The 17,281-nt window shown below is 72.9% G+C and carries 15 protein-coding genes; 8 read left to right on the forward strand and 7 right to left on the reverse strand.

Going from position 1 to position 17,281, the window contains the following annotated elements:
* Positions 1–77: 77 nt before the first annotated feature.
* Together IF43_RS0126925 and IF43_RS0126930 are read right to left on the reverse strand one after the other, a co-directional pair.
* A complete protein-coding gene (locus IF43_RS0126925; protein WP_030205890.1) occupies positions 78–725 on the reverse strand; it encodes an ABC transporter permease in 648 nt (215 codons plus the stop codon).
* A gap of 107 nt (positions 726–832) precedes the next feature.
* Positions 833–1,312 (reverse strand): Lrp/AsnC family transcriptional regulator, encoded by a 480-nt coding sequence (locus IF43_RS0126930; protein ID WP_030205893.1) that lies wholly within the window; start codon positions 1,310–1,312, stop codon positions 833–835.
* Positions 1,313–1,435: 123 nt separating this feature from the next.
* On the opposite strand from IF43_RS0126930, the gene hppD reads away from it, so the two are divergent.
* Positions 1,436–2,581: a 4-hydroxyphenylpyruvate dioxygenase gene (gene hppD, locus IF43_RS0126935; RefSeq protein WP_030205897.1), complete on the forward strand. Its 1,146-nt coding sequence runs from the start codon at positions 1,436–1,438 to the stop codon at positions 2,579–2,581.
* A gap of 642 nt (positions 2,582–3,223) precedes the next feature.
* Here the strand turns inward: hppD and IF43_RS43580 are convergent.
* Entirely contained in the window at positions 3,224–4,954 is a 1,731-nt protein-coding gene (locus tag IF43_RS43580; RefSeq protein ID WP_078910482.1) for a lipopolysaccharide assembly protein LapB, read from the reverse strand.
* A 97-nt stretch (positions 4,955–5,051) separates the two neighbouring features.
* Here IF43_RS43580 and IF43_RS0126945 point away from each other — a divergent pair, with 97 nt between their 5' ends.
* On the forward strand, positions 5,052–6,497 hold the full coding sequence (locus IF43_RS0126945) for an FAD-binding oxidoreductase (protein ID WP_078910483.1): 1,446 nt from the start codon (positions 5,052–5,054) through the stop codon (positions 6,495–6,497).
* Between the two features lie 23 nt (positions 6,498–6,520).
* Here the strand turns inward: IF43_RS0126945 and IF43_RS0126950 are convergent, their stop codons facing one another.
* Complete coding sequence (locus IF43_RS0126950) at positions 6,521–7,000, reverse strand: SsgA family sporulation/cell division regulator (RefSeq protein WP_030205920.1); 480 nt, start codon at positions 6,998–7,000, stop codon at positions 6,521–6,523.
* Between the two features lie 325 nt (positions 7,001–7,325).
* Here IF43_RS0126950 and IF43_RS0126955 point away from each other — a divergent pair, with 325 nt between their 5' ends.
* Both IF43_RS0126955 and IF43_RS0126960 read left to right on the forward strand, forming a co-directional pair.
* Positions 7,326–8,957: an RDD family protein gene (locus IF43_RS0126955; protein WP_030205923.1), complete on the forward strand. Its 1,632-nt coding sequence runs from the start codon at positions 7,326–7,328 to the stop codon at positions 8,955–8,957.
* 110 nt (positions 8,958–9,067) lie between these two features.
* A complete protein-coding gene (locus tag IF43_RS0126960; protein WP_030205927.1) occupies positions 9,068–9,889 on the forward strand; it encodes an RDD family protein in 822 nt (273 codons plus the stop codon).
* A gap of 140 nt (positions 9,890–10,029) precedes the next feature.
* On the opposite strand, the gene IF43_RS43090 is transcribed toward IF43_RS0126960, so the two are convergent.
* Positions 10,030–10,419 (reverse strand): hypothetical protein, encoded by a 390-nt coding sequence (locus IF43_RS43090; RefSeq protein WP_078910484.1) that lies wholly within the window; start codon positions 10,417–10,419, stop codon positions 10,030–10,032.
* A 456-nt stretch (positions 10,420–10,875) separates the two neighbouring features.
* Between IF43_RS43090 and IF43_RS0126970 the strand changes: the two genes are divergently transcribed.
* Together IF43_RS0126970 and IF43_RS0126975 are read left to right on the forward strand one after the other, a co-directional pair.
* Positions 10,876–13,293, forward strand: coding sequence for an immune inhibitor A domain-containing protein (locus IF43_RS0126970; protein ID WP_030205933.1), 2,418 nt, complete (start codon positions 10,876–10,878; stop codon positions 13,291–13,293).
* A 186-nt stretch (positions 13,294–13,479) separates the two neighbouring features.
* Positions 13,480–13,830, forward strand: coding sequence for a hypothetical protein (locus tag IF43_RS0126975; protein WP_030205937.1), 351 nt, complete (start codon positions 13,480–13,482; stop codon positions 13,828–13,830).
* Between the two features lie 48 nt (positions 13,831–13,878).
* Here IF43_RS0126975 and IF43_RS0126980 read toward each other — a convergent pair whose 3' ends face one another.
* Both IF43_RS0126980 and IF43_RS0126985 read right to left on the reverse strand, forming a co-directional pair.
* The gene (locus IF43_RS0126980) at positions 13,879–14,487 is read right to left on the reverse strand and encodes a nicotinamidase (RefSeq protein WP_030205940.1); all 609 of its coding nucleotides are present in this window, start codon (positions 14,485–14,487) and stop codon (positions 13,879–13,881) included.
* Between the two features lie 165 nt (positions 14,488–14,652).
* Entirely contained in the window at positions 14,653–15,981 is a 1,329-nt protein-coding gene (locus IF43_RS0126985) for a nicotinate phosphoribosyltransferase (RefSeq protein ID WP_030205943.1), read from the reverse strand.
* A gap of 89 nt (positions 15,982–16,070) precedes the next feature.
* On the opposite strand from IF43_RS0126985, the gene clpS reads away from it, so the two are divergent.
* Positions 16,071–16,376, forward strand: a complete 306-nt coding sequence (gene clpS / locus IF43_RS0126990) for an ATP-dependent Clp protease adapter ClpS (protein WP_030205946.1) — start codon at positions 16,071–16,073, stop codon at positions 16,374–16,376.
* Entirely contained in the window at positions 16,376–16,984 is a 609-nt protein-coding gene (locus IF43_RS0126995) for a DUF2017 domain-containing protein (RefSeq protein WP_030205950.1), read from the forward strand. The genes clpS and IF43_RS0126995 overlap by 1 nt, the downstream gene beginning before the upstream one ends.
* Positions 16,985–17,281: the final 297 nt, after the last annotated feature.

A 17,281-nucleotide genomic window follows, 5' to 3' on the forward strand; every position in this document is an offset into this window, starting at 1 on the left:
GGAGGGGGGTGGGGAGGGGGGTGGTTCCGGGGGTGGCGGCCGGGTGGCCGGTGGGGCGGCCGCCCGGATGGTCGGAGTCAGACACGTGTTCCTCTTGCGATGGTGAACCGGCCGAGCAGGACGTACCCGGCCTCGAACAGCAGGGAGAGCAGGGCGATGCCGAGGGTCCCGGCGAGCACCCGGTCGAGGGCGCCGGGGTCCTCGGGCGCGGCGAGTCCGTGGAAGATCTCGCCGCCGAGTCCCGGCCCGGAGGCGTACGCGGCGATCGCCGCGATGCCCATCAGCAGCCGGGTGGCCACCCGGATCCCGCCCAGGATCCGGGGCCAGGCCAGGGGGAGTTCGACCCGCAGCAACCGGGACGTGCGGGACATCCCGATGCCCCGGGCCGCCTCGACCAGCGTCGGGTCCACCCCGCGCAGGCCCGCGATGGCGCTGCGGGCCACCGGCAGCAGCCCGTACAAGGTCAGCGCGATCAGGGCCGGGACGGGCCCCGCCCCGGTGAGCGCGACCAGCAGGCCGATCAGGGCCAGGGCGGGGACGGTGAGCACGGTCGCGGCGGAGGCGCTCGCGAGGTCGCCCGCCCACCGGCTGCGGTGGGTGGCGAGGGCGATCGCGACGCCCAGGGCGGTCGCGGCGGCCAGGCACTCCAGCACGGTGGTCGCGTGCTCCAGTGCGCCGATGAGGAGTCGGGGATGCTGCTCGTTCAGGTAGGTCCACAGGCTCACGCGGGCTCACCCGTCCCGCACCGTGCCGACCGTTCTCCGCACCGCGTTCTGCCGTACTGCACCGGCAACGCTCCGCGCCGCACCAACAACACCGAAATCACCGCACGTCACTGCTCGTCGTGGTCCTCCGCGGCCTGCTCGACGAGCGGGATGATCCGCAGGGGTACGGGATTTTCCATGACGATCGCCGTGGAGGCCCGCACAATGCCATCAAAGCCCACAACTCGGTCGATCACGCGCTGGAGATCGGCGTTCGAGCGGGCCACCAGGCGGCACAGCATGTCCCCGTGGCCGGTGGTCGTGTGCAGCTCCAGCACCTCCGGCACGGTCGCCAAGTGGGCCCGTACGTCGGCCCCTTGGCCCTGTTTGATCTCCAGCGTGGCGAACGCCGTCACCGGGTACCCGAGGGCCGTCGGATCCACCTGCGGGCCGAATCCGCGAATGACTCCGTTCGACTGAAGCCGGTCGAGCCGGGCCTGCACCGTGCCGCGCGCGACCCCCAGCCGGCGCGAGGCCTCCAGGACGCCGATGCGCGGCTCCCGGGCGAGCAGGACGATGAGCCTGCCGTCCAGTCTGTCGATCCCCACGGTGGCCTCCAAGGCTAGTCATCCTGTACAGGGCGCCCTTAGATGCTGGCATTCTGCTGTACAGATTGACCAGCGAAACAACAAACTATTGCGCAGCTTGTGGAACAGCGGGAATCTGCGCACATGACTGAGACCCTGGATCAGACCCCGCACACCGCGCGTGAGGCCGACCCCTTCCCGGTGAAGGGGATGGACGCGGTCGTCTTCGCCGTCGGCAACGCCAAGCAGGCCGCGCACTACTACTCGACCGCCTTCGGCATGAAGCTGGTCGCGTACTCCGGACCGGAGAACGGCAGCCGCGAGACGGCGAGTTACGTGCTCACCAACGGCTCCGCCCGCTTCGTCCTGACCTCGGTCATCAAGGCGACGACCGACCACGGCCGCTTCATCGCCGAGCACGTCGCCGAGCACGGCGACGGCGTCATCGACCTCGCCATCGAGGTCCCGGACGCGCGTGCCGCGTACGCCTACGCCGTCGAGCAGGGGGCCCGTGGCCTCGAGGAGCCGTACGAGCTCAAGGACGAGCACGGCACCGTCGTCCTCGCCGCCATCGCCACGTACGGCCAGACCCGCCACACCCTGGTCGAGCGCGTCGACTACACCGGGCCGTACCTGCCCGGCTACACCGCCGCCCAGCCGCTGGTCGAGCCCGCGGCCAAGCGCACCTTCCAGGCGATCGACCACTGCGTCGGCAACGTCGAGCTCGGCCGCATGGACGAGTGGGTGTCCTTCTACAACAAGGTCATGGGCTTCACGAACATGAAGGAGTTCGTGGGCGACGACATCGCGACCGAGTACTCGGCGCTGATGTCGAAGGTGGTCGCGGACGGCACCAAGAAGGTCAAGTTCCCGATCAACGAGCCGGCGATCGCGAAGAAGAAGTCGCAGATCGACGAGTACCTCGAGTTCTACAACGGCCCGGGCGTGCAGCACATCGCCCTCGCCACGAACGACATCGTCGCCACCGTGCGCGCCATGCGCGCGGCGGGCGTGCAGTTCCTGTCCGTGCCGGACACGTACTACGACACGCTCGGCGAGTGGGTCGGCGACACCCGCGTGCCGATCGACGAGCTGCGCGAGCTGAAGATCCTGGCCGACCGCGACGAGGACGGCTACCTGCTGCAGATCTTCACCAAGCCGGTGCAGGACCGCCCGACGGTCTTCTTCGAGCTCATCGAGCGCCACGGCTCCATGGGCTTCGGCAAGGGCAACTTCAAGGCCCTCTTCGAGGCCATCGAGCGCGAGCAGGAGAAGCGGGGCAACCTGTAGCGGCGACGGGGCGCGTGGTTGGGGCTCGTGGTTGTGAGTCCTGGTTGCGGCTCGTAGCGGCGAGCTTCAACGCTCGTAGTCTTCCGACCCGGGTCGGGCCACTTCCCTGGGCCCGCCCCGGGTCGGATCCGTGTGCGCCCTTCGAGGGGGCTGGCTCCGTGGGGCCGTCCCGTGGTGTGCGGGTCCCCTCGCCTCTTGACCCGTCATGGCCTGCAGGCCCTACGGCAGGCCCACCCCTGGGGCTTTGGGGGCTCCGCCCCTGGCCTTCGGCCACCCCAGGCCCGGGCCTGCCTCCGGACCAGCCTGCCATGACGCCTCAAGAGGCTCCCCCACACACCACGGGCCGGCCCGGCGGGGTCGGAGTCCGGGCCGGGGCGGGCGGCAATTCCAGCCTGCCCGGCGTTGAGGGCGACGGGTCCGGCGTGGGGCGGCGCTATCCAGCCTGCCCGGCGTTTGAGGGCAACGGGGTCCGGGGCGGAGCCTCGGGAAACGGTGAAAGGGCGGGGTGGGGGAGAGCCCCGCAGGGCAACGGCCCGCAGCCGAGCGGCGGCGGACCGGCAGACCCGGGGCCGGGCACGTGAGGGGGGTGCCCGGCCCCGACCCCCTGGCGCGGCCGCCCCACCCCGCGCCGTCGCCGAGCGGCTAGTCCGCCGACCCGGTGCGCGTACCGGTCGACGTACGCCCCGAGGTCGGCGAGGACGACGCGCCCCCGCGCCGGGACGAGGCGGCCGCACCGTCCGACGAGGACTCCGACCCCGTCCCGCGCGTCCCCGACGTGCCCGCCCGGCGGGAGCCGGACCCGGACCCCGACGAGCCCGACCCGTCGGAGGAGTCGGACGCGTCCCCTGCCCCCGAGCCCGACGCCCGGTCCCCCGGCGCCGCCGACGGCGTCGGCATCACCGGCGGCTCCCAGGGCGTGGGGGGCTGCATGTGCTCCGGCCCCCCACCCACCGGCTGCCCGATCACGTCCAGCGCCGACCGCGCCCGCGGCGCCCGCACCGGCGAGAACGACGGGTTCGTCCGCAGCGCCTCCTGCAGGTACCGGCGGGCCGACGCCTCGTCCCCCACCGCCCGCTCGATCTCCGCCCGGTGGTACGAGAACTCCGCGCTCCGCAGCCCCAGGTCCGTCGCCTTCTTCGCGTACTCCAGTGCCGAGGCCTCGTCCCCCGACCGGTGCAGCGCCCACCCCAGCGCGTCCGCCACCTGCACGTTCTTGACCTTCGCCCACTGCGCCCGCAGCACCCGCACGGCCACCGCCGGATCGCCGTGGTCCGCCTCGAACAGGCCCAGCGTCACGGACTCGTCCACCCCGTGCTCCGACTCGCGGGCCACCAGCGCCCGCAGCAGCGCGTACGGCTCCTTCGCCTCCTCCGCCCGGTCCAGCGACTCCAGCAGCTCGCCCAGCTCCAGCGCGTACCGCGGATCCGGCACCTTCTCCAGCGCCGCCCGGTACCCCGCCACCGCCTCGTCCGAGCGCCCCAGTGCGGCCAGCGCCCGGGCCCTGCCGGCCAGCGCCCGGCCCTGCGCGGGATCGGTGTGCAGCGCCGCCTCGTACGACTTCAGCGCCTCGTCCACCTCGCCCCGCTCCCACTGCAGGTCGCCCGCCCGCGCCAGGCAGAACGCCTTCTCCGCCGGGGACTTCGCCGCCCCCGTGGCCCGCGCCATCGCCGCCGCCGCGTCCTCCCGGTAGCCCCGGTCCCAGTAGACCTGCGCGGCCCGCAGGTACGCCGGCAGCCCCGGCCGCAGCTCGACCAGCTTCTCCATCGCCTGCTCGGCCAGCTTGTACTCGCCCGTCCCCGAGTACGCGTCCACCAGCACCGGGTACGCAGTCCAGCGCCCGGCCCCCTTCGCCCGCGCCTGCTCGCCCCACTTCTTCGCGGCCACGTAGTCGTGCCGGGCGTTCGCCAGCATCCCCATCGCCACCACGGCCTCCAGGTTCCCCTTCGCGGCCGGCCGGACCTCCAGCGAGCGCCGCAGCGCCTGCTCGGCCTTCGGGTACTCGCCGGTGTCGCCGGTCCGCCGCGCGTTCTCCACGTACGCCGACGCCAGCACCGTCCAGGCCGCGTCGTCCCGCGGGTGGGTGCGCAGCCACGCCTCGCGGTCCGCGATCAGCGTCCCCAGGTCCGCGGCCGCCGCCGGGGAGCCCATCGCCACCGAGGCCATGGCCCGCTGCTCGGGGGCCGCCGCCGGCCGCGGCGGCTCGGCGGGCGGCCGGGCCGGCCGCAGGACGAGCGCACCCGCGATCAGGAAGAGCGCCACGGCCGTGGTCAGTGCGGTCCGCCGGCCGCTGAACGTCACGGGCGGATGCGGGGACTCCTCGTCCGTGCGGAGGGCTGCGCGGTCCGGCCGGGCCTGCTGGGGTTCCTGTTGCATGGCCTCACTGTGCGTCAATATGAAGAGCTTTCCGGGACTGTCCGAACCAGTTCGCCGCCGGGTTCACACGCATGGCGGCGAGTGCCAGGCTGAGCCCATGGACGATCACACGGGTGACCCCCACGCGGACCTCCCCGGCCGGACGGCCCACCCCGACGCCGCTCCCCGCCCCGCCCAAGCGGACCTGCTGCGCCTCCTCCTCGACGGCCTCCCCGACGGGGCCGTTCTCACCGACCCCGACGTCACCGCCGCCTACGCCGGCGACATGGCGAGCTTCTGCCCCGCCGGACGGCCCGCCGCCGTCGTCCTGCCGCGCACGGTCGAACAGGTCCAGCACGTCATGCGCACCGCCACCGCCCTGCGCGTGCCCGTGGTCCCCCAGGGCGCCCGCACCGGGCTGTCCGGGGCCGCCAACGCCACCGACGGCTGCATCGTGCTCTCCCTCGTCAAGATGGACCGCATCCTGGAGATCAGCGCCGTCGACCGCATCGCCGTCGTCGAACCCGGCGTCGTCAACGCCGCGCTCTCCCGCGCCGTCGCCGCCCAGGGCCTGTACTACCCGCCCGACCCCTCCAGCTGGGAGCAGTGCACCATCGGCGGCAACATCGGCACCGCCTCCGGCGGACTGTGCTGCGTCAAGTACGGGGTCACCGCCGAGTACGTCCTCGGGCTCGACGTCGTCCTCGCCGACGGACGGCTGCTGCGCACCGGCCGCCGCACCGCCAAGGGCGTCGCCGGGTACGACCTCACCCGGCTCTTCGTCGGCTCCGAGGGCACCCTGGGCATCGTCGTCGGAGCCGTCCTCGCGCTGCGGCCCGCGCCGCCCCGGCAGCTCGTGCTGGCCGCCGAGTTCCCCTCCGCGGCCGCCGCCTGCGCCGCCGTGTGCGAGGTCGTGGAACGCGGTCACACCCCCTCACTGCTGGAGCTGATGGACCGTACGACCGTCCGGGCCGTCAACCGGGTCGGCCCGATGGGCCTGCCCGAGTCCACCGAGGCCCTGCTGCTCGCCGCCTTCGACACCCCCGACCCGGCCGCCGACCTCGCCGCCGTGGGGGAGCTGTGCGTCAAGGCGGGCGCCACCCAGGTGGTGCCGGCGGCCGACGAGGCCGAGTCCGAACTGCTCCTCCAGGCCCGCCGGCTCGCCCTGACCGCGCTGGAGACCCTGCGGCCGGCCACGATGATCGACGACGTGCGCGTCCCGCGGTCGAGGCTGGCCGAGATGCTCGACGGCACGGCCGCGATCGGCCGGACCTACGACCTGACGATCGGCGTGTGCGCGCACGCGGGCGACGGCAACACCCACCCCGTGGTCTGCTTCGACCCGGCCGACGCCGACGAGGCCCGGCGGGCCCGGGAGTCCTTCGACGAGATCATGGCGCTCGGACTGCGGCTGGGGGGGACGATCACGGGCGAGCACGGGGTCGGCGTACTGAAGAAGGAGTGGCTGGCGCGCGAGCTGGGGCCGGTGGGGATCGAGGTGCAGCGGTCCGTAAAACAGGCCTTCGACCCGCTGGGTCTGCTCAACCCGGGCAAGGTCTTCTGACACCCCCGGCCGCGCCTCCCCGCTCACGCGTCGTCCTCCGCCGTCTCGTCCGAGGGCCAGGGGTCCCGCAGCCAGAGGTCGTCGGCCGGGGTCGGCGCCAGCAGCTCCGCCAGCGCCGAGTCCAGCCCCAGCCGGTCGGTCTCGGTGCCGGGCGGGACCGCGTGCAGCGTGCGCTCCAGCCACGCCGACACCGAGGACGCGGGGGCCTCCAGCAGGGCGTCGCCGTCGGGAGAGCTCAGCGCCATGCAGATCACGGCGCGCGCGTCCACCTTGGTGGGCCACACCCGGACGTCCCCGTGCCCGCACGGCCGGAACACCCCCTCCACCATCAGCTCGCGCGCGAACGTCCAGTTGACCGGTGAGTTCGAGCCGATGTGGAACGTGACGTGGACGGCGTACGGGTCGTCCGCGCGGTACTCCAGGCGGGCCGGGACGGGGATGCTGCGCTCCGGGGACAGGACCAGCTTCAGCTCGAGTTCGCGCTCGACGACGGTGTGCTGCATGGGACGTTCCTCTCGTGTGTGCCGCGGTCCGCGGAGGCGGCCCCGCGCCCGGTAGAGAGCGCGCGTGTGCCCGGGTATGACGCGACTACGGCGAGGAGATTCGAGGATGGCTGAAATCTGTCCCGTGACCTGAAGTCGACGCAAGGGGTCGGCATCGCTCGAACGCGGTCTTTCTGCGACGACGGCTCCTGGAGCGGCCGCCTTCTTGGCTAAGGTCCTCTTCCACGGGTTCACGGGTTCCACGAGTTCCACAGGAGCCACGGGTTCCACGGGCGGCGCGGGCACGGCGCGCCGCCCCCATGCGCGGACGATCGGAGTTGGGGACATGGCGGCCTCCCCTGGTGACGGCGAGCACGCGGCCCTCGAGGGCTACTACCCGGACCCCTCGATCCCGGGGTACGTGCGGTACTGGAACGGCGCCGCATGGGTGCCCGGCACGAGCCGGCCGGCCGCGCCGGGGGTGGAGAGCGAGGCGGTGGCCCGCGCCCGGTCCGGCGCCGCCGCCCCGGCGGGCCGGGGTGCACCGGCGGCCGGCCGTACGGGCGTCCCGGCGGGCGTGCCGGACCCGCGCCGGGAGCCGCCCGCGGCCCGCGCCGACGAGACGGGCCCGGTCTTCTTCGACGAACTGGACGAGCTCGACGACTCGTACGTGCTGCACGCCCCGGTCACCCGGGCACCGGAACCGGAAGCAGAAGCGGAACCCGTTGCGGAGTCGGCGCCGGCGGCGCCGGCCGGGTCCGCACCGGCCCCCTCGCCGGCATCCGCGCCCGCCTCGGCACCCGCCGAAGCGGCCGCGTCCGACGCCGAACCGGAGCCGCGACCGGATGCCCGGCCGGAGGCGGTGGCCGGCACGGCCGAGCCGGCGGACGCCCGCCCGGAGTGGAAGGCCGACGCCGCCCAGCAGTCGGGCTTCGGCGGCGACCGGGACCGCAAGGTCTCCTGGGGTCAGGCCGGCACCGCCGCGGAGGGCCGAACCGGAACCGGTACAGGAACCGGTACCGGTACCGGAACCGGAACCGGAACCGAGGGGACGTCCGCCGCCACCGCCCTGGCCAAGGACCCGCGGGTGCCGGGGCAGGGGTCGGGCCCGGTCGAGGGGATCCTGTCCGTCAAGTCGCCCACCGCGGCCGCGGCCGCGCGTACGCCCACCCGCACCGACGCCCACGCGTCGGCCGCCGCCCCGGCCGGGCCGACCGCCCCCGCGACCGACGGGCCGGCGGAAGGCGACGCCTCCGGCCGGGACGCCGACGCGGCCCGGACCGGGACGCCCGCCCCGCTGCCCGGCCAGAGCCGGAACGGGTCCGACGCCCTCGGCACGTCCGACCGGACCGACCGGCCCGCCCAGGACCGGGCCGACGGTCGCGGACGCCACCAGGCCGGCCGGGTCCCGGCCGCCGGCGACGCGCTCCCGCAGCAGCCCACCGCCCCCCGGCAGCCGCCCTCCGACGACCTGTTCCACCGCATGGCCGCGGACGCGCACCGGCCCGCCGGGTTCGTCCGGCGCCTCCTCGCGCGCCTGCTCGACTCCCTCGTCATGGCCACCGTCACGGCGGCCGTCGCCGTCCCCTTCACCGGCCGGGCGGCCGACCACATCCAGGACAAGATCGACGAGGCGAAGCTCAGCGGCGAGACCGTGACCGTCTGGCTGCTCGACGGCACCACGGGCGGCTACCTCGCCGTCGTCCTCGGCGCCTTCCTCGTCTTCGGCGTCCTGTACGAGGCCCTGCCCGTCGCCCTCTGGGGCCGGACCCTCGGCAAGACGCTGTTCGGCGTGCGCGTGCTCGGCGTGGAGTCCCGCCGCAAGCCGTCCTTCGGGGCTGCGCTGGGCCGTTGGCTGGTGTACGGGGGACTGGGCCTGCTCGGCATCGGGGCCCTGGGCACCCTGTGGGCCCTCCTGGACCGGCCGTGGCGGCAGGGCTGGCACGACAAGGCGGCGGGCACCTTCGTCGCCCGCTGACGGGGCGGCCCGACGCCCCTCACCCACGCCGGGCGCGTTTGACGGCGGCCGTTCCCCCGGACGGCCGCCGTCCCGTTGCGGGGGCCCCGGGCCCGGGTTGTGCTCGGGCCATGAGCACCGATCAGCCGCCGTCCGGCCAGCCGCCCGAGGACGACCCGTTCAAGAAGCAGCCCCCCTCGGAGGGCTCCCCGTACGGAACGCCCCCGCCCCCCGGCGGTGACGGCGGCACCCAGCCGCCCCCCGGCGGCGGTGGCGGCTACCCCCCGCCGCCGCCCGGTGGAGGCGGCTACCCGCCGCCGCCCGGCGGGGGCGGTTACCCCCCGCCCCCCGGCGGCCCCGGCGGGCCGTACGGGGGAGGCGGGCCGGGCGGTCCGTACGGTGGCGGCCCCGGCGGTCCGTACGGTGGCGGGCCCGGCGGTCCGTACGGGGGCGGCATGCCCGATCCGCTCGCCGGCATGCCGCCGCTCGCCGACACCGGCAAGCGCATCGTGGCGCGGATCGTCGACTTCCTGATCATCGCCATCCCGCTGGCGCTCATCCAGTGGCCCTTCTTCGGCGACCGCTGGGTCGTGAAGACGGACAAGGGCGAGGACGCCACCGAGATCTTCACGAAGTCGTACAGCGGCGGCGGCCTGCTGTGGCTGCTGGTCGAGCTGGCGGCGTACATCCTCTACGACTGGCTCATGACGAAGCGGAACGGACAGACGCTCGGCAAGAGGCTGCTGGGGCTGCGCGTCGCGATGCTGAACGACGGCAGCGTTCCCCACAGCAACGCGGCCCTCTCCCGCGCCGCCGTGCTGTGGATCCCCACCCTCGTCTGCTGCTTCTGCATCTGGCCGCTGGTGCTGCTGATCACGATCCTCACCGACAAGCCCTACAAGCAGGGCCTGCACGACAAGGTCGGCAAGACCGTGGTGGTCACCGTGACGTAGCGGGGTGCGGGCGGCACCCGAAGGCCGGGCCGGAGCGCGTCGTCGCGTTCCGGGCCGGCCCTCGTTTTTGCGCGTGCACAGGGCGACGGAGCGTCAGGCACGCCGCCCACGCCGCCTTCGGCCGCCCCGCCCCGCGTCGGTCAGCCGCGCGCGGCCGGGGCCTGGGCGGGCTGCTGCTGCGGCGCGCGGGCGGCGGGCGGGCCGTCCGCGTCCACCGCCGACCGCGGCTCGGGCACCCGCCCGCCCGCCAGGTCACCCGCGGAGTCCGACCTGACCTGCGTGCCGGCCGCCGTACGGGCGGCCGCCGGGCCCGCGGCCGAGGTCGCCGCGGACTCCCGGGCCGACCGGTGCGCCGCACGCCTGGGCAGCGGTACGGTGAGCGCCACCAGCAGCCCCAGGAGGAGCGCGGCGGCGGAGATGACGGCGACCCCGAGACCCGTGCTCGTCTGCGACAGCAGCAGCATGGCGAGGGTGGACGCGATGACGGTGGCGGACCCGTAGGCGAGCTGTGCGGCAGTCGGACGCGGCATGGCGGTATCCGTCCTCAAGGCATCGGAGGGGGAGCTGCTCAACTGGGGCGCACTGTCGAGCGACTCTACGACGGGGCATGCCCGGAGGGAACCGCAGGTAAGCGTGACCTTACCCACGGTGCCGGAGCACAGGGGGCGCACGGGGTCATTGCGCACGCCGTCGCCGGGAGCGCACGCGCCCTCCGGGGCCCGGAGGTCCGCTCGCGGGGCATCCGGCGCCCCCCGCCCGCCGCCCAGGAGCGGAATCCGAGCTGCCGGTTCATCCGGAAGCGAGGCGTACGTCCGAAATGCGGAACTCGCTGACCGCATAGTGCACTTGACCGGAGCAAGTCAAGGTCTGTCTTTTCTGGCTCGACTCCGGTCGAATGTCGTCACTTGAGACGCGTGCTGCGCCGGAACGACCCCTCACTTTCGCTCCGTGCCTGCGGCCGCGGGAGGGGAACACATCAAGTGAGCATGAACACCTCGTCCAAGGGACGAGTCATTCGCGCTGCCGCGGTCGCCGTGACCGTTGCCGCGTGTGCCGCCACCGCCTCTGCCTACACGTTCGCTTCGGCGGACAACGGCCGGGCCGAGGGCGCCAAGGAGGCTCGCGCCGCCGTCGCCCAGCAGGACGCCAAGTCCTCGGCCGCCGCCCGCGTGGACCACGACCTCCAGGGCCCGTTCAGCAAGCAGCAGGCGCAGGCCCGTCAGGCTGCCCTGGAGAGCGTGCTGTCCGGCGAGAAGCCGGTGGAGACCCGCAACGGCTCCAAGGTCGTCAAGCTCGACGACAAGAAGTACGTCGAGCTCGACCGCAAGCGCACCGACAAGATCTTCACGATCCTCGTCGAGTTCGGCAACAAGGTCGACAACACGACCATGGTCGACCCCGACGGCAACGGCCCGCTGCCGCCCGTCAAGAAGTACGGCGGCGAGCCCGGCCCGCTGCACAACCAGATCGCCAAGCCGGACCGTGCGCAGGACAACAGCACGGAGTGGCGCGCGGACTACGACCGCAAGCACTTCCAGGACATGTACTTCGCCCCGGCCTCGTCGGGCAAGCACTCCCTGAAGACCTACTACGAGAAGACCTCCTCCGGCCGCTACTCGGTCGAGGGCCAGGTCGCCGACTGGGTCAAGGTCCCGTACAACGAGGCCCGCTACGGCTCGAACTACTGCGGCCAGACCAACTGCGCCAACGTGTGGGACACCGTCCGCGACGGCGTCACCGCGTACTACAAGCAGCAGAAGGCCGCCGGCAAGACCGACGCCCAGATCAAGTCGACTCTGGCCCAGTACGACAAGTGGGACCGGTACGACTTCGACGGCGACGGCAACTTCAACGAGCCCGACGGCTACATCGACCACTTCCAGATCGTCCACGCGGGCGAGGACGAGTCGGCCGGCGGCGGCGTGCAGGGCGAGAACGCGCTGTGGGCCCACCGCTGGTACGCCTACGGCACGGACGCCGGCTCCACCGGCCCGGCCAAGAACAAGGCCGGCGGTACCCAGATCGGCAAGACCGGCATCTGGGTCGGCGACTACACGATGCAGCCCGAGAACGGCGGCCTCGGTGTCTACGCCCACGAGTACGGCCACGACCTCGGTCTGCCGGACCTGTACGACACCACCGGTGGCGGCGACAACTCGGTCGGCTTCTGGTCCCTGATGTCCGCCGGCTCCTGGCTCGGCACGGGCAAGGACTCCATAGGCAACATGCCCGGCGACATGACCGCCTGGGACAAGCTGCAGCTCGGCTGGCTGAACTACGACGTGGCCAAGGCCGCGACGAAGTCCACCCACAAGCTGGGCGTCTCGGAGTACAACACCAAGAACAAGCAGGCGCTCGTCGTCAACCTGCCGAAGAAGAAGGTCACCACCACGGTCGTCGCGCCCGCCGCGGGCTCGAAGCAGTGGTGGAGCGGCATGGGCGACAACCTGCAGAACACCCTGACCCGCTCGGTCGACCTGACCGGCAAGGCGAAGGCGGACCTGTCCCTCAAGGGCTGGTACGACATCGAGAAGGACTACGACTACCTCTACACCGAGGTGTCGACGGACGGCTCGAACTGGACCGCCATCGACGGCACCGTCGGCGGCAAGGCCCTCCCGCGCGACGCCGCGAACAAGCCGGCCCTCACCGACGTCTCCGGCGGCTGGAAGGACCTCAAGTTCTCCCTGAACGCCTACGCCGGCAAGAAGATCCAGATCCGCTTCCGCTACGCCACCGACGGCGGCGCGGGCGGCAAGGGCTTCACCGCTGACTCGATCAAGGTCGTCGCCGACGGCGCGACCCTGTTCTCGGACGGTGCCGAGAACGGCCTGAACGGCTGGACCGCCAAGGGCTACACCGCCATCGGCGGCAGCTTCACGAAGTCGTACAAGCAGTACTACCTCGCCGAGAACCGCGAGTACGTCTCGTACGACAAGACCCTCAAGGTCGGCCCGTACAACTTCGGCTTCGGCACCACCCGCCCGAGCTGGGTCGAGCACTACAAGTACCAGAACGGTCTGGTCCTGTGGCTCTGGGACACCTCCCAGAAGGACAACAACACCAGCGTTCACCCGGGCCAGGGTCTGATCCTCCCGATCGACGCGCACGCCAAGCCGATGAAGTGGTCGGACGGCACCCTCATGCGCAACAAGATCCAGCCCTTCGACGCCGCGTTCAGCAAGTACGCGACCGCGCCGTTCACGCTGCACAAGAACGACGTCGCCACCCGCATCGGCGCCCACGCCGGTGTCCCGGTCTTCAACGACCACACGGGCACCTACTGGTACGCCGAGAACCCCACGGGCAGCGTCAAGACCGCTGACACCAACACCAAGATCTCGATCGTCAGCCAGCCGGTTGACGGCTCGTACATCACGGTGAACGTGGCTCCCGCGAAGTAATCTCGGGTAAAACCGCAGGTCACATAACGTTCGGCCGTCGCCCTCTAGCGGGCGGCGGCCGTTCGCGTTTAGATGCCTCTCGCGAGGTGCTTATTGACACCTCGGTTGACCGCGATGGTTGACCGCGATGTCGACCCCGGTATGACCGCCGGGGTTGACCACAGCTCGACGGGGGAGATGAAAGGCATGCCCGGCGGAGGTTTCGTCAAGCTTCCCGGAGGCAGCGTCGTGGTGGCGCTGACCCTCCCCAGGCCCCCAGGCGGCGGCCACGGAAACGCGGCCGGCGGCCCGGGGGAGGGCGGCAGCGTGCGCGTGCTCGTGCACGCCGCCAACCGGGCCCGCGCCCTGACCAGGCTCCGCAACCTCGGCATGCGCGCCGTCTACCTGCGGGGCAACGCCGAACCGCCCACCCCCGACGAGATCACCGCCGTCCTGCACCACCCCGACGGACTGCTGTGGCGCACCGCCCCGGCCACGGCCCCGCACGGCGGCGCCCAGGAGCTCTGGCATCCGATACGGGCCCTGCTGGGCAGCTGAGGCCCGGCCCCAGTCCCACATGGCGGCGCACGAGCCCTGGAGGGCCCCTCAGGCCCCGTGGACCACCGGGTGGCCCGAGAGGGCCACCCCGGCCTCCCGGAGCTCCTCCAGGGCCCTGGCGGTCGTCCGCGGGGCCACCCCGGCGGTCAGGTCCAGCAGCACGTGCGTGGCGAACCCGGCCCGGGCCGCGTCCAGCGCGGTGGCCCGTACGCAGTGGTCGGTGGCGATCCCCACCACGTCCACCTCCGTGACGTCCCGGGCGCGCAGCCACTCCGCCAGCCCCGAGCCGTTCTCGTCCCGCCCCTCGAAGCCGCTGTACGCCGCCTCGTACGCGCCCTTGTCGAAGACCGCGTCGACGGCGCCGGAGGCCACCGCAGGGGCGAAGTTCGGGTGGAAGCCGACGCCCTCCGTACCGGCCACGCAGTGCACCGGCCAGGACGTCTCGAAGTCGGGCTCGGCCGGCGGGTGCGCGAAGTGCGCCCCCGGGTCCACGTGGTGGTCCCGCGTCGCCACGACGTGCCGGTAGCCGGAGCCGCCCCCGGCCTGACCGATCAGCTCCGTGATGGCCGCGGCGACGTCCGCGCCCCCCGGGACCGCGAGGCTGCCGCCCTCGCAGAAGTCGTTCTGGACGTCCACGACGATCAGTGCGCGGTGCATGTCGGTTCCTTAATCCACAGGGGGGATGGGTCGTCCGGCCGGACGACCCATTGTCGGCGCCGGAGGCGGCCCCGCGCCGGTGTTCGGGCAGACCCGCCCCGGGCACCCGGCGTACCCGGGGACGCGGCCGGGCCCGGTGCGCCGGGACGCGGCCGGGCCCGCCCCTCAGGCGTACTCGGTGGGGATCACCGGCTCGCCGCGCGACAGCTGGAGCGCCGACATCGGCAGCCCCGACCGGGCCGCCACGTGCCGGGTGCGGGCGGCCTCCAGCGGCTCGCGCGCCACCACCTCGCCGCCCTTGACCAGCTCCACCAACAGCTGCCGGTCCGCCAGCGCCGACGGCACCGGGCCGGTGCCCACCACCTCGGCCTCCGCGACCCCGTCGGCGTCCCGGCGGCGCGCCGCCCACTTGCGACCGCCGACCGAGGACTTGCCGCCCACCGACTTCTTCGCCACCGGCACCAGCGGCGCCTTCGGGTCGTCCGACGCGGCCCGGGCCACCAGCTTGTACACCATCGAGCAGGTCGGGTGCCCGCTGCCGGTGACCAGCTGCGTGCCCACCCCGTACGCGTCCACCGGCGCGGCCGCCAGCGACGCGATGGCGTACTCGTCCAGGTCCGAGGTCACCACGATGCGGGTGTCGCGGGCGCCCAGCTCGTCCAGCTGCTGCCGCACCCGGTGCGCCACCAGCAGCAGGTCGCCGGAGTCGATGCGCACCGCGCCCAGGTCCGTGCCGGCCACCTCCACGGCCGTGCGGACCGCCTCCGCGACGTCGTACGTGTCCACCAGCAGGGTGGTCCCGGTGCCCAGCGAGGCGACCTGGGCGGTGAACGCGTCCCGCTCGGTGTCGTGCAGCAGGGTGAAGGCGTGCGCGCTGGTGCCGACCGTCGGGATGCCGTACCGGAAGCCGGCCGCCAGGTCCGAGGTGGAGGCGAAGCCGCCCACGTACGCGGCCCGGGCCGAGGCCACCGCCGCCAGCTCGTGGGTGCGCCGTGCACCCATCTCGATCAGCGGGCGGTCCCCGGCGGCCGCGGCCATCCGGGAGGCGGCCGCCGCGATCGCGGAGTCGTGGTTGAGGATCGACAGGATCACGGTCTCCAGCAGCACGCACTCGGCGAACGTGCCCTCGACCCGCATGATCGGCGAGCCCGGGAAGTAGACCTCGCCCTCCGGGTAGCCCCAGATGTCGCCGGAGAAGCGGTACTGCGACAGCCAGTCCAGGGTGCGCATGTTGACCACGGCCCGCTCGCGGAGGAACTCCAGCACCGCGCTGTCGAAGCGGAAGTTCTCCACCGCGTCCAGCACCCGCCCGGTCCCGCCGACCACCCCGTACCGGCGCCCCTCGGGCAGCCGGCGGGTGAACACCTCGAAGACCGAGCGGCGGTCGGCCGCGCCGTTGGCCAGGGCGGCCTGCAGCATCGTGAGCTCGTAATGGTCCGTGAAGAGCGCTGTCGACGGCACATCCACCGGCAGGCCCAGGTCCGCAGGGTTCATGCCAGGGATGCTACTCCACATCTCGTCAAACTGACGAGATGTGGAGCTCGTTTGTGCGACGGACCCGTCACAGTGGCAGAGTGGGACGGGTGAGTGTTGCTCCCATTGAGATCGAACGCACCGAATCGGCAGAAGAAGCCTCGGCGGTCCCCGAACCGGACGTCCCCTGGGTGACCCTGGTGCACAACGACCCGGTCAACCTCATGAGCTACGTGACGTACGTCTTCCAGGCCTACTTCGGCTACACCAAGGACAAGGCGCACCGCCTGATGCTCGACGTCCACAACAAGGGGCGGGCCGTGGTCTCCAGCGGGACCCGCGAGGAAATGGAGCGCGACGTGCAGGCCATGCACGGCTACGGCCTGTGGGCCACCCTGTCGCAGGACCGCGGCTGATGGGCGGCCACCCCGGCACCTTCGTGCCGCTCGACGGCGGCGGCGCGGCCGCCGCGTTCGACGAGATCGAGATCTCCATCCTGCGCTCCCTGGCCGTCCAGCTGCTCGAACTCATCGGACCGGGCGACGAGCCCGCCGAGGACGCCGACCCGCTGGCCGCCCTCTTCGCCGAGGGCCCCAGCGAGCCCCCGTCCGACCCGGCGCTCGCCCGGCTCTTCCCCGACGCGTACGGCGGCCCGGGCGCGACCGAGGCCGACGACCCGGAGGAGCTGCGCGCCCACTCGGCCGAGTTCCGCCGCTTCACCGAGAACGACCTGCGCACCCGCAAGAGGGAGGACGCGCTGGCCGTCGTCCGCAGCCTCGACGCGCTCACCCCCGGCGGCGACGGCGGGGCCGTGCTGGAACTGGACGGCGAACAGTCGCTGCGCTGGCTCGGCGCGCTCAACGACCTGCGGCTGACCATCGCCGCCCGCCTGGAGATCTCCGAGGACGACGAGGCGGAGGGGCTCTACCGGCTGCCCGACGAGGACCCGCGCAAGCCCATGGTGATGGCGTACCTGTGGCTGGGCGGCCTCCAGGAGACCCTCGTCGAGACGCTCACCCCCTGAGCCGGCCCCGCCCGCACCCGCCTACCACGCGCGTGCACCGCGGGTGGACGCATGCATGCCACGTCTTGTCCGTGGCGCCCGATTTGAGGATCTTCTGAGGTGTTCGCTCAGCGGACCCTCAAATCCGGATAACGATCAGATCACCGGGATGGAGCAGTCCGACCGTTCTGTCCTCTTCTGTCCCGATAATCCTGTGGCGTGCGTCCCATTTCTTCCCCTTGATCACCCTTATCTCCGTGATACATCTTCACGACCGCCGACGGGACACCACCCCTGTCCCCGCCGGCGGCGCTTGAG

Source organism: Streptomyces sp. NRRL S-87, from assembly GCF_000719335.1.
GTDB lineage: Bacteria > Actinomycetota > Actinomycetes > Streptomycetales > Streptomycetaceae > Streptomyces.

What these genes read in the sequence shown, in the direction of transcription:
- IF43_RS0126985 (WP_030205943.1), bottom strand. Translation starts at nt 15,981, where the DNA reads ATGAACCCTGCGGACCTGGGCCTGCCGGTGGATGTGCCGTCGACAGCG.
- IF43_RS43090 (WP_078910484.1), bottom strand. Translation starts at nt 10,419, where the DNA reads ATGCCGCGTCCGACTGCCGCACAGCTCGCCTACGGGTCCGCCACCGTC.
- IF43_RS0126995 (WP_030205950.1), top strand. Translation starts at nt 16,376, where the DNA reads ATGGGCGGCCACCCCGGCACCTTCGTGCCGCTCGACGGCGGCGGCGCG.
- IF43_RS0126960 (WP_030205927.1), top strand. Translation starts at nt 9,068, where the DNA reads ATGAGCACCGATCAGCCGCCGTCCGGCCAGCCGCCCGAGGACGACCCG.
- IF43_RS0126955 (WP_030205923.1), top strand. Translation starts at nt 7,326, where the DNA reads ATGGCGGCCTCCCCTGGTGACGGCGAGCACGCGGCCCTCGAGGGCTAC.
- IF43_RS0126970 (WP_030205933.1), top strand. Translation starts at nt 10,876, where the DNA reads ATGAACACCTCGTCCAAGGGACGAGTCATTCGCGCTGCCGCGGTCGCC.
- IF43_RS0126980 (WP_030205940.1), bottom strand. Translation starts at nt 14,487, where the DNA reads ATGCACCGCGCACTGATCGTCGTGGACGTCCAGAACGACTTCTGCGAG.
- IF43_RS0126945 (WP_078910483.1), top strand. Translation starts at nt 5,052, where the DNA reads ATGGACGATCACACGGGTGACCCCCACGCGGACCTCCCCGGCCGGACG.
- IF43_RS0126975 (WP_030205937.1), top strand. Translation starts at nt 13,480, where the DNA reads ATGCCCGGCGGAGGTTTCGTCAAGCTTCCCGGAGGCAGCGTCGTGGTG.
- IF43_RS43580 (WP_078910482.1), bottom strand. Translation starts at nt 4,954, where the DNA reads ATGCAACAGGAACCCCAGCAGGCCCGGCCGGACCGCGCAGCCCTCCGC.
- IF43_RS0126950 (WP_030205920.1), bottom strand. Translation starts at nt 7,000, where the DNA reads ATGCAGCACACCGTCGTCGAGCGCGAACTCGAGCTGAAGCTGGTCCTG.
- hppD (WP_030205897.1), top strand. Translation starts at nt 1,436, where the DNA reads ATGACTGAGACCCTGGATCAGACCCCGCACACCGCGCGTGAGGCCGAC.